A 12388-nucleotide genomic window follows, 5' to 3' on the forward strand; every position below is an offset into this window, starting at 1 on the left:
TCTACTTTGCATACATTTCCATCACTTTCCCGATCTCCCGCTTCATCTCTTCTTTGACCCACTCCGGCCCCAGAATTTCCACCCCCTCGCCGAGTGCAAAAATCCATCCGAAAAACTGGCTGCTGACATTGACATCTACGGAAACCGTAAAGTATCCTTCCTGTCCCGGTACCATCATGACCTCTTTTCCAAACCGGTCAATAATGACTCCCGCAAGATCATTTCTGACCCGAAGTCTTACTTTCTCCTCTTTCCCCCCAAACATTCCAAAACTTTTCCTTGAATAGGATGCCAGATCCAGCTTCTGGTAGATCTCCCCTCCCTCTCTTTGCTCCTCTGTCATCTGAATATGGAGCATCTTATCCACACGGTAGTGTTTAATCTTTCCCGCTCCCGAATCATAGGCAATCAGGTAATAGTTCTCCGCGTCCCAGGAGAGCCCCCACGGACTGACACAATAGTATTCTCCGCCCCGGCGCAGCTCCATTTCCTTTTTTGTATTCCATTGGTAATAGTGAAAACGGATCTTCCGGTTCTCAGCAATCGCATGATGAATCTCATCCACATTATAATAGATACTTTCATTCATCGTCTTGATCCGCCCGGATACGTGGACCTGACGCTGAAGCTTTCGCGCGTCATATTCGCTCACAAAACTTTCCAGCTTTTTGATCAGTTCCCGTGATTTCCGTGCTGTAATAAATTTCGAGGACTGAATTGCGTCTACGAGAAGTTTCATCTCCGGAAGTTCAAACTGCCGGTCCACCACGTGATAGTGGTAGGACTTGCCGACCTGTTCCCCTTCCACTTCGATCCCAAGCTTCTCCAGATCTTTCAGATCTGTATAGATACTCTTCCGTTCCGCCGTCACTTCATACCGTTCCAGCTCCCGCAGGATCTCCGGCATTGTAATATAATGTTCTTCATCGGTTTTTTCCAGCATGATTTTCGCGAGATAATATAACTTAAACTTCTGGTTCATTCCTCTTGGCATCCTCATTTTCCTCCGGCCTATGGTATATGTACCAGTATATCACAACCGTCCTCTGCTCCGCCCGGTTCTTCTTTCTTTTTCTTTCCGTCATTCAGATCCTTTTTTCGGATTTTGCAGATGACTCCGTTATGGAGCACGTATACCACCTTGGCAGATGCCGTTTCTCCGATCTTGTCATAAATTCTTCCCGCACTCATACTTTCTCCAAAAACCGTGTACGGGCTGTTCGCCACATAACCGATCTTGCCAATCCCCTTAATCTCTGCCCGGATTGCTTCTTTATCAAATTCATTGTCCGGTTCTTTGATAAGTTCGATTTTCATTCCCGGTTTCAGGAAATCCTGTCCAAAATAGTGCTTCATCCCCGTAATTGTAATATAGACTTTTCCCATCTTTAGTCCTCCATATAATCGTAGTACTCTCTTTCGCTGGCGAAGAGAATGTAGCGCCCTTCGACCAGTCCCATATACCCTTTGTCCGTAACATATCCTTTCATATGTTTCACTCCCTTCGCCTTTTCTTTTTCTGATTTTATCTTAGCCCTCATGGTGTCCAATAAAAACGACTGTATAAAAAGAACAGAAAAAGATTGCAATTTGCCGCATTTCTGCTTATCCTATTATATGGAAGTAAAACATAATGAGATCTTAAGAAGCGAGGTATGTAAAATGAAACCGATTAAAGAAGGAAAAGTACGTGAAATCTATGATAACGGTGACAGCCTGATCATGGTCGCTACTGACCGTATCAGCTGCTTTGATGTGATCCTGAATAATACGATCACAAAGAAGGGCACTGTACTGACTCAGATGTCCAAATTCTGGTTTGATATGACAAAAGATATCCTTCCAAACCACATGATTTCCACAGATGTAAAAGATATGCCGGAATTTTTCCAGCAGCCGCAGTTTGACGGCAACAGCATGATGTGCAAGAAACTGAACATGCTCCCGATCGAGTGTATCGTCCGTGGCTATATTACAGGAAGCGGCTGGGCAAGCTATCAGAAAGACGGCACAGTATGCGGCATCAAGCTTCCAGAAGGGCTGGTAGAATCTGACAAACTGCCGGAACCAATCTACACACCATCCACAAAAGCAGAGATCGGTGAACACGACGAAAACATTTCCTATGAGCAGAGCATTGCCCACCTGGAAAAATATTTCCCTGGAAAAGGTGAAGAGTACGCTGCAAAACTTCGTGACTATACCATCGCTCTTTATAAAAAGTGCGCAGATTACGCTTTGACCCGCGGCATCATTATTGCAGACACCAAATTTGAATTTGGTCTGGATGAGGACGGAAACATTGTGATCGGTGATGAGATGCTCACACCGGACAGCTCCCGTTTCTGGCCTGCTGACGGTTATGAGCCGGGACATGGACAGCCGTCCTTTGACAAGCAGTTCGCACGCGACTGGCTGAAAGCAAATCCGGACAATAACTGGACACTGCCGGAAGATGTCGTACAGAAAACCATCGACATCTATCTGCAGGGATATGAAATGCTGACAGGAAAGACACTGTAATCTTTTCAAACTTCTTTATAAACTGATAAAATGCCTCCACCCGTTCGGCGCTGCCGGGTCATGGACCCACAGTTCCATCCGGGGTGGAGGCATTGTCTGTTATATCATTTTCTGAAAGCGCACTTTTAAACAAGCCAGAAACTTCCATCCGGCATCCGGTATAAATTTCCTTTCTCCACGCTGATTTCTTCTCCCGTTTCAACATTTACAGCTACAACATACTCCAGATATTCCGGTGTCTCCGCCCACCTGGAAAAATACAGCGTATTTCCGTCCCGATAAATCATACTGTCGTTTTCTTTAACTGCAAATCTTTTTTTCTCCGGCCAAAGAATCTCATAGACCTGATCTTTCTGTCGGCTAAGTGTCAACGGGGAGGCTTCTATTCTAAGATTATAACAGTCATGGATATCTGTAAGCGGAATCTTATGAAGGATTTGTACTTCTTTTCCAGGCATAAAGGAGTAAATGATCACTTCTCTTTTTCCAAAATCTACTGCCGCAATTCCAAACCTGTCTTCATCCCATACCGGCCTTTCATAATAGACATTTTCTTTCTTTTTCAAAGGGGCATAAACTTCTCCATCCGGATAGTGAATGAAATAAATCTGATTTCCGGAAAAACCAAGGCCCATACTGATCATATCTTCTGCCTCATAGATCTCATAAGGACCACCTCCATAATGCATTCCTACATACCATTCGTCCGTTCCCTCCGTCTGTTCCATCCAAAGAACGGGCAGCTCCAGCTTTTTCTTTTTCATTGAATCCCTCCTTCCGTTTGTGGTGTCAGTATATCGAAACCGCTCCGGAGAAACAAGGAAGCTTTCCTTAAGATTTTTTAATTTTTACCATCATAATTTTTCATACTACAGTATAAACAATATGCACAAAAAACAGTTGAGTTCTTCCCTATCTGTGCTATAATATTCCCAGAGTATGTTAGCAATACGAAAGGAGCATATTACCAATGAATGACAGAATTTCAAGAGTATTAAGCAAAATGGAAGAGAAAGGCCTGACACAGCTGATCGTATCCGATCCGCTGAGCATCCGTTTCCTGACAGGAATCATGGTTAATCCGGGCGAAAGATTATACGCTCTGATTCTCAGAACAAGCGGAAAGCACACCATGCTTCTGAACTACCTTTACTTCGTAAAGGATACAGGATTTGAAGAAGTTTGGTTCTCAGATATGGAAGACCAGATCTCCATTATTGCAGAAAATATTGATCCGGAAAAACCGCTCGGTATTGACAAAACATGGCCGGCACGTTTCCTCATCCCGCTGCAGGAAAAACTTCCTCAGCTGAAAACAGTATGGGGATCTGACTGTGTAGACGGCGTCCGCGCAGTAAAGAACGAAGAAGAAATCGCAATCATGAAGAAAGCATCCGAAATCAACGATGCTGTTATGGAAAAGGTTGCTGATTACATCAAAGAAGGCATGACAGAGAAACAGATCGCTGACTTCATCGATTCCGAATACCTCAAAGCAGGAGCAAGCGGAAACAGCTTTGATACAATCGTATGCTTTGGACCAAATGCTGCTGACCAGCATCATGAGCCAAGCGATACACGTACTCTGAAAGCAGGCGAATGTGTCCTGATCGACATGGGATGTGTATGGCAGGGATACTGCTCTGATATGACAAGAACATTCTACTGCAAATCCGCTGATCCGGAACAGACAGAAATCCACGACATCGTACGTGAAGCTGTTTTAAGAGCAGAATCTGTAATCAAACCAGGCGTTCGTTTCTGCGATATCGACGCTCAGGCAAGAGATTACATCGATGAAAAAGGATACAGCGAATACTGGAAGATCCGTCTTGGACACTTCATCGGACAGGAAGACCACGAATATGGTGATGTCAGCCCGATCAACAAAAACGTTGCTGAACCAGGCATGATCTTCTCCATCGAGCCGGGTATCTACATCGAAGGAAAATACGGAGTTCGTATCGAAGACCTTGTTCTTGTAACAGAAGATGGACATGAACTTCTCAACTCTGTAGAAAAGAAATATCGTATCGTAGGCTAGTCTTTTGATACAAATGCCGCTGCCTTGCAGGACATGTTCCTGAAAAGGCAGCGGCTTTCTTTTTGCACTATTATAATCCATATTCCCGATACAGCTCTTCCCGCAGCTTCTCATCCTCGGCAATCCGGCTCAGCTCCTCATCTCTTCCATCTTCCAGAAGTTTCTGACAAAGCTGCAGAACTCTCTGTTCGCCTTCTTTTATCCCTTCTTGGATCCCTTCTTTTCTTCCCTCTTTTAATCCTTGTTTTCTTCCTTCCTCCAGCCCTATTCTCTGGCTTTCTTCCCGGACTTTTTTCTCATACCATTCACGGTCGAATTCCTCTAAGATCACGTCCTCCACCTCCGAACTGTTCTTTTCCAGGAATTCTTTCAAAATATCTTTGTCAATGCATGCTTTTCTCGCTTCTGCCACTGCACTTTCAATAGGCGCCCCGTTTTTCAGATTTTCCTTTACTTCATTGACAAAGTAAGCATACTCCCATAATGCACGACATTTTTCCATCAGTTCCTTGTTATGCCCGAGATTGATATTCAGCATCACTGCCCTGCATTCAACCGCGGGTTTTTCTTCTGAAGATTCCGTTGGAAGAAATGCATCTGAAAGACATAATTCCTGGTAATCTGCTTCCGCCTGATTTCCATTATAGAATACCACATATTTCGGAACCGGTAAAGGAATCAGGGTTTTCCCATAAATGTTCGCGTCTGTCTGTTTGATATAGTTCTGATAAATTCTTGCCAGGTAGATAAATCCCCGAAGCGGCATATTGGGGTTGGGTGTACTTTGATGCTCATACAGATTCATGGTACAGAATAGAAGAAAAGAAACGTCATTTTTCATCCCTACATAGATTACGTCTTCCAGTGTTGTGATTTCAATTTTTTCCGGATCCGTGTAGTCTGTGTGATTCAAAGCATTGTACAGTTCGAGAAGATTTTCTTTTTCCCGAAAAATCATCCGAAACAATGTATCTTTATATTTTTTATTTACCGGCTTATTTTGATTTTCTTGTTGACTCATAGGCTGTTTCCTCCTGAATGTAGAATTGCGAATTGATGTGTAGTGTTGATGACGTTCTTCCCATTAGATGTGGATGAACATGTTTGATTTGCTTTCCCGAAATGAAATCCGTTACCGACACTTTTCAGACCAGGTAAATGGTAATCATTAACATACCACAGAAACACTAAAGATGCAAGTCCTCTTCCGATACGTCCTTAATTGCAGAAAAGGGAGCACCTTTTGCCGTTTCCGGCGGCAGTCTGGTGCTCCCTGTGTCCCAAATTAAATTTTCTTACTTTTTATTTGATCAAATCCGGTCCGATGGCAAGGACGTCATCCAGATTCAGATCGGTCTTCGGCTGTACATCAGCCAGTGCTTTCATGGTGATGACTGAAAGCCGGCCGCTTCCGTTATAAAGCGGTTTGTCACCCCGGTTTGCAAATGCGAGGTTTACATAAGCGGTTCCATCACCGTAAACTTTATTGACTGTCAGATCTTCCATCGAAGCAACTGCGTCTTCCCGGCTGACAGATACAAATTCCAGTTTTGCCGGGTCATAGTCAAGCACCTTTCCGAAGGCATTGATGTTTTCCGCCTCTTCTGCCATTACGGTGATTGTAAAGGTTTCTCCTGCTTTAACCGTTTCTTTTTCCGGTACAAGGAGAATCTTTCCGGATGCAGTTCCGGTCTGTCTGGTGCCTCCGTCCAGCTGGAACATGGTGTATGCATAATCGTATACATCATAAACACCGTTCATGTTGATATCTCCGCCTCTCTTCTGAATCTGATCCACGAAGTTGGAGCCGTCCTTGATTGAGGTACCGAGATAGTTCTTCATGTTTGTGTAATCTCCTTCGGAGACTTCTTCATTCTTGTTTGTACTTCCCACAGCAAATGGTTTCGTGCCGTCTTTTCTATAAACAGGAAGTTCGTGCGCCGCAAAGTAATTTCTTAAAGACTCTGTCACTTCCAGTTTCAGGAAACGTGCAAGGACACCGGCAAGCGGTACGGTCTGTACATTTTCCTCTACATCCAGATCCGTATTGTACGTCCATGCATCATGTTCGTCTCCGTTCCACTCCAGTTTCCAGTGGACTCCATCCATACTGGAGTAGACGTTCATCCGCTGTACCGTACCGCTTCCATAGCTGTCACGCGGATAGTATTCAAATTTGTCCAGCTCGTATGCCGCACCAAAATCGTAGATGAACGGGATCTTCTGTCCTGCCACATCGTCTGCCGAGAAGAAGAGACCACGGAAACTGTGATCTGTAGCATATTTCAGCGGACCGGCTTCATCGCTTCCGTCAAACGTTACTTTACCTGCTGCTCCGATTTCATTTCTCCACGGATCAGACAGCGTCATTGTCCGAACCTCGCCGCTCCATGCAGAATAGCCCTCTGCATTTCTGGAACGAATCTGGTAACTGTGTTCGGAATGATAATCCAGATCATCGTGCAGATAAGAATCTGCGTCTCCCATCGTATAAAGCTGTCCGTCTACCAGCATTTCGTAACTGGAAGCACCATCTGTCTTTGTCCAGCGGAGCCACATGGAGGAGGCTGTTTTCTCCTCTTCTGCAATCGTAAGCTCCGGTACGGAAAGCGCTGGATTTTCCTGCTCTTTTCCTACTTCCATCTCACAGACAAATCCCTGGATTTCCACGGACTGTTCTACTGCTGTCACATCCACTTTAGGAAGCCGGATGTAAAGCTTCGGTGCCGTCCGAACTTCATCTGTCATCTTTGCAAGCTCTTTCTCATCTGCGGATGCAAAAGTACGAAGTTTTGGAGCTTCTTCATAGTAATAAAGTGCCTCGCCCGCATCCGGCATCTGGTTTTCCAGTGTCTGTAAATCTCTGGCTTCTCTTGCTTTCAGAGTCTCTGCTCCGTTCTTTACAAGCACCGCATCCGGTTTTTGTGTCAGATGGACAATCCATGTTGTACTACGGTTTGGTTCATATCCTTCATAAGTTCCTTCGGACCGTTCTGCCGTCAGAACTGCCTTGTCTCCCTCTACTTTAGATGTGTACCGGGTAGAAACATGATCCCCGTAGGAAACATGGTCGATCGTTCCGTATGCTTCGTCTTCTTCTGTCTCATTGGAAATATATTTTCCGTCATCCTCGTATACGGTATATGTCGTTTCACCTGCCGGCCATACTTCAACGATTCTATGTTCCTTTTTCACTGCATCCGGCGTATTGTTTGCTTCGTACATCGGCAGAATCGCTCCCTGTTTTACAAAGACAGGCAGCTTCCAGAGCGGAACATCAAAGTTATTTAAAACCTGCCCGCCCTGATACAGTTCTCCGGTCAGATAATCTACCCAGATCTGCTCCGGATCCGGCAGATAAATATGATTTCTTACATCATTTCCCATCTCGTCTCCTGCCACGTTCTGGTAAACCGGCGCCACCAGAATACTGGAGCCGAGCATAAACTGATACTGCATGGAACGGCTGTATGCATACTCATCATCCGGATATTCCAGGAACATCGCTCTCACCATCGGAAGGCCTGTATCCTCATTTCCGGTTTCCAGATTGGATGCGGACACCGCGCAGGTATAAATATACGGCATCAACATGGATTTCATCTTCATATACATCCGGTTGATTCCGGTATACGGATCACCGAAAGTAAACGGTGCTTTCATATAGCTTCCCCATCCGTCCATGTTGAGCATCTGCGGTGTAAAGGATTTCCACTGGTAATCTCTTGCCGCAATCAGCGGTTTCCCGCCGAAAATTCCGTCCATATCACTTCCGATATTCGGGTTTCCGCTTAAGGAACTTCCAATGTAGGTCGGGATGTGGAAACGGATATATTCCCAGTTTCCTCCGGTCTGGTCACCACTCCATACACTGTTAAATCTCTGAGAGCCTGCCCAGCCGTCCAGAGAAATGATGTTCGGGCGGAAGTTCTCTGATGTTGTGACAATGTCGTACGCTGTCTTGACTCCATTTAACTGGAAGGAATATCCCGGTCCGACCCATGCCACGTCCGTTTTCAGCGTAGTAGCGCCGCCCCTGGTTACTTCCTTACGGAAATCACGGAGCAGATGCCAGTATGTCTTCTCGTCTGAATCCGGGCTTAAATTGCTCTCTGTCCACAGTCCGGATGCCACACCTCTTTTGTTTGCGTACTCTGTAAAGCGTGCCAGATTTTCTACATTGGCGTCCACTGCAGCGATACGCTCTTCGGAACTGCTTCCATCTTCCAGAACGCCTCCCTGTACATAGTAGCCGTTCTGGCCGTAACCTCCGCCATATCCATCGTTTGGCAGGAAATATCCAAGCGGCATGTCATACAGAAGATATTTATCCAGAACAGCCCTTGCCGAATATTCATACGGAGTATCAACATTTTCCGGATAGTTCTCTGTAGCCACTGTCGGGGTTTCTCCGTTTAATGACTCGGAATGCTGTCCCTCGGAAAGCCGGTAGCCGGTTGCCATTCCACTTTCATAATGGGTGATTCCTTCGTTAAGGTGAGACTCGGTTCCCTTGACATTCCATTCCTTATCTCCCGCTTCCTCTGACCAGGCATCTCTGTTGTAGCAGTTCAGGTGGCCTTCATAGAATCCATACTCCGGAAGCAGCAGCGGATTTCCGGTTACATGATAGTAAGCCCGAAGCAGATCCATAACGATCTGACGGCCTCCTTCATTTTCGGTCACAAAATAATACGCACTGAAATGGTGCTCTTTGTGGGCAGCCGTAACCACATCCGCATCTGACTCACCGAAATCATAGAGTCCGTCTGAGAACGTATTTCTCAGCACACCATATCCGCCTGTCGTATAATAAAATGGATTCGGAGATGCCACACCTCCGTCCATCCATGCACTTTCATTGACAATCTGAATCTTCCGGCCTGTATGCACAAACCGGCCGTTCTGTGTTCCGCCGCCGTAGAAATGCTCATTTTCCCCGCGCAGAAGTGTCTGAACCGTTTCTTCTGAAGTAAATTCCAGAGACTTCGCCTCCTCCATTACCTTTCGCTCTCCTGCATAGACCGTCATCAGCGCTTTCGCTTTATCGAACACAATCCTTGTTCTGCCGCACTGTACTGTGACAGATGACGTGTCTTCCAGAATCTCAGCCTCTGGCTTTGTGTAGGCGTCCGCCTCATCCGGGTACTGCTGAATCTTTGCCGTATGGGCCTCATCTCTTGGAGCAGCATATTCCGGAAATGCTCCATCTGTACTTACATCGTAGCGGAAAATCGATTCTTCCAGAAATATAATCTTCCCCTTGATTCCTTCCTGAAATGACAGATATACGATATTGCTTCTGTCCGCATCCTTCTGAATGACGGATGCCTCACTTAATGTCCCGCAAAATGCGTTCTTTTCCTCACTCATTACAATCCTCCTTTGACACAACCAGAATGGTTATGCATGATGCCTTAAAATTTTGTAAATTCATTCTACCAGAACAGACAAAAAAGCGCTATCACTGAGCGCTTTTTCTGTCCAATATTACAAAAAGATTGTACTTATGTATAAATATATAAAGTGATTCCACCCTTCAATCTCTGAAGTCCGTCTTTTAGAACCGCCCTCGGGCATGCAATATTCATTCGAAGAAATCCCTCTCCTGTTTTGCCGTACTGGATTCCGGACGACAAATACAGCCCGGTCTCTTTCCTCAGAAACGCAGCCAGTTTTTCCGAATCCTCTGTAATTTCCCGGCAGTCAATCCAGAGAAGATACGTAGCTTCGGAAGGAACCAGATGAATCTTCGGGATCTCTTTTTTGATAAATTCCCCCGCAGCCTGTTTATTTTCATATAGATAGTCTCTCAGTGCATCCAGCCACGGGCCACCTTTCTGGTAAGCCGCGATTGCCCCCGTCATGGCAAAGACATTCGGCTCCGCCGCTTCATCCGTATTCAAGGCCCGCCAGATCTTATGACGCAAAGTTTCATCCGGCACCATCACAGCCGCTGTCTGTAGCCCCGCCAGATTAAATGTCTTGGTAGGCGCAATACAGGTAATACTGTTATTCCTGCACTTTTTCGATACCGATGCAAACGGGATATAGGATTTTCCAGGATCCGTCAGTTCACAATGAATTTCATCCGAAATAACCACCACATGGTATTTCCAGCACAGCTCTCCAATCCGCTCCATCGTCTCTCTCGTCCAGATTTTCCCCACCGGATTGTGCGGATTACAGAAAATCAACATAGTCGTCTGGGGATCAGAAAGCACTTCTTCCAGCGCTTCGAAATCCACATCGTAACATTCTCCATCATAGGAAAGCGGACACTCTACAACATATCTTCCATTATTTACAACCGAATTGAAAAAAATGTTGTAAACCGGTGTCAGAAGCACGACTTTCTCCGCCGGAGTCGTAAGTTTCCGAACCGCACTGGAAATGGCCGGCACCACGCCGGTACAGAAAATCAGCCAGTCTTTTTCTATCCGGAACTGATGGCGCGTCTCCCACCAGTTCTGAATTGACTCATACCACTCATCCGGGATCAAAGTGTATCCAAAAGCACCGTGGCCTGCTCTTTTCTGAATTGCATCCCGGATCTCCGGCGCCGTTTCAAAATCCATATCCGCCACCCACATCGGAAGCTCATTCCCGGCAACGTCCCATTTTACAGACAGAGTTCCACGCCGGTTAACCGGCTTATCAAAATCATAATTCATACCCTGTTTCCTCCTGTCCTGCCCGATTATGCACAAAATCGATCCAGCTTTTCTTCAACCGACTTGCAGCAGATCCTGGTCTTCTCCGGGTCAATCCTGTCTTTTTCGATAATCAGTTCTCCGATCTCATCCGCACAGATCGTACCACCGGACGGGTTCAAAATGCTGTCTACCTTTCCTGTGATTTCAGCATTCACGGTTGAATACTCAAATGCCAGCGTTGTATTCAGCAGACGACAGTTCTTCATTACAAGATTGTCGATGTAACACATTCCCTGAAGACTCTCGATCGTACAGTTAATCAATGTCAGATTTTTCGCATTCCATCCCAGATACTCTCCCGAAATAAAAGAATCATAAACTGTCACATTCTCACTGTTCCAGAACGCATCTTTCGAAAGCATCTTGGCATTTCGGATTTCCATGTTTTTCACACCGTCAAAAGAATAATTCCCTATCAGCTGGAAATCGGACAGCTTCATATTTTCACTGTTCATGGCAAAATAATCACCCTTTGCCGTAACATGTTCCATTGTCACATCACTGCAGTTCCAGAAAGTCTCAGCCGCATTCGGGAATGTCACATATTCCAGATGCACCCCCTGACAGCGCCGGAAATTCTTCGGCGCCTCAATGACCGCATTTTTCACCGTGATATCATTTGTATACCATACACCCGCTCTCGCCATCTCAAACCATGTACAGTCCTCCGCATAGATATGATTACAGTACCAAAGCGGATACTTCCATTTAAACATGCTGCCATAAAGCCTGATATCACTACTCTCCTTTAACGGCGACTCCCCATCTGTAAAAATTGTATCATAAACATCCGTATGCTCCGCATGAAACAACGGCCTTTCCCCTGTCAGATACGCCTGCTTTACTAATTCTCTTTCTGCCATGTTCCAAAACCTCCTCACGATCTTCTTTATAAATACCTGCTCCTGGATAATACCCAGTCTCCTTACTAAACTAACTATAGAACGGCCAAAACAAAATAGCAAATACTTATGTACTATGCCTTTTCATAGCTGAAAGTTATGGATATTTTTCGGGGACGTGTTCCGGGTTAATTGAAATCCTTACTGCAACATTGAAGTTGTAACTGCACATTGAAAACTTTATGAAGTTGTAACTGCATAAT

Annotated in this window: 9 protein-coding genes; 2 read left to right on the forward strand and 7 right to left on the reverse strand. The window is 45.4% G+C overall.

The window, feature by feature from the left end:
• Nucleotide 1: 1 nt before the first annotated feature.
• Nucleotides 2–982 (reverse strand): WYL domain-containing protein, encoded by a 981-nt coding sequence (locus FGQ85_RS10415; RefSeq protein WP_347563087.1) that lies wholly within the window; start codon nucleotides 980–982, stop codon nucleotides 2–4.
• A gap of 29 nt (nucleotides 983–1011) precedes the next feature.
• Nucleotides 1012–1386: an HIRAN domain-containing protein gene (locus FGQ85_RS10420; protein ID WP_087167012.1), complete on the reverse strand. Its 375-nt coding sequence runs from the start codon at nucleotides 1384–1386 to the stop codon at nucleotides 1012–1014.
• A 231-nt stretch (nucleotides 1387–1617) separates the two neighbouring features.
• On the opposite strand from FGQ85_RS10420, the gene FGQ85_RS10425 reads away from it, so the two are divergent.
• On the forward strand, nucleotides 1618–2523 hold the full coding sequence (locus FGQ85_RS10425) for a phosphoribosylaminoimidazolesuccinocarboxamide synthase (RefSeq protein ID WP_118636174.1): 906 nt from the start codon (nucleotides 1618–1620) through the stop codon (nucleotides 2521–2523).
• Between the two features lie 125 nt (nucleotides 2524–2648).
• Here the strand turns inward: FGQ85_RS10425 and FGQ85_RS10430 are convergent, their stop codons facing one another.
• A complete protein-coding gene (locus tag FGQ85_RS10430) occupies nucleotides 2649–3287 on the reverse strand; it encodes a hypothetical protein (protein ID WP_087167011.1) in 639 nt (212 codons plus the stop codon).
• Nucleotides 3288–3493: 206 nt separating this feature from the next.
• On the opposite strand from FGQ85_RS10430, the gene FGQ85_RS10435 reads away from it, so the two are divergent.
• On the forward strand, nucleotides 3494–4567 hold the full coding sequence (locus FGQ85_RS10435; RefSeq protein WP_087253296.1) for a Xaa-Pro peptidase family protein: 1074 nt from the start codon (nucleotides 3494–3496) through the stop codon (nucleotides 4565–4567).
• 70 nt (nucleotides 4568–4637) lie between these two features.
• Here the strand turns inward: FGQ85_RS10435 and FGQ85_RS10440 are convergent, their stop codons facing one another.
• From FGQ85_RS10440 to FGQ85_RS10455, 4 genes are all read right to left on the reverse strand, one after another.
• Entirely contained in the window at nucleotides 4638–5588 is a 951-nt protein-coding gene (locus FGQ85_RS10440) for an Rpn family recombination-promoting nuclease/putative transposase (protein WP_138373412.1), read from the reverse strand.
• Nucleotides 5589–5869: 281 nt separating this feature from the next.
• Nucleotides 5870–9940, reverse strand: a complete 4071-nt coding sequence (locus FGQ85_RS10445; RefSeq protein WP_138373413.1) for a TIM-barrel domain-containing protein — start codon at nucleotides 9938–9940, stop codon at nucleotides 5870–5872.
• Nucleotides 9941–10074: 134 nt separating this feature from the next.
• Complete coding sequence (locus FGQ85_RS10450; RefSeq protein WP_138373414.1) at nucleotides 10075–11241, reverse strand: MalY/PatB family protein; 1167 nt, start codon at nucleotides 11239–11241, stop codon at nucleotides 10075–10077.
• A 26-nt stretch (nucleotides 11242–11267) separates the two neighbouring features.
• Entirely contained in the window at nucleotides 11268–12146 is an 879-nt protein-coding gene (locus tag FGQ85_RS10455; protein ID WP_087253289.1) for a DUF3737 family protein, read from the reverse strand.
• Nucleotides 12147–12388: the final 242 nt, after the last annotated feature.

The organism is Pseudoflavonifractor sp. BSD2780061688st1 E11 (assembly GCF_005844125.1).
GTDB lineage: Bacteria > Bacillota > Clostridia > Lachnospirales > Lachnospiraceae > Sellimonas > Sellimonas catena.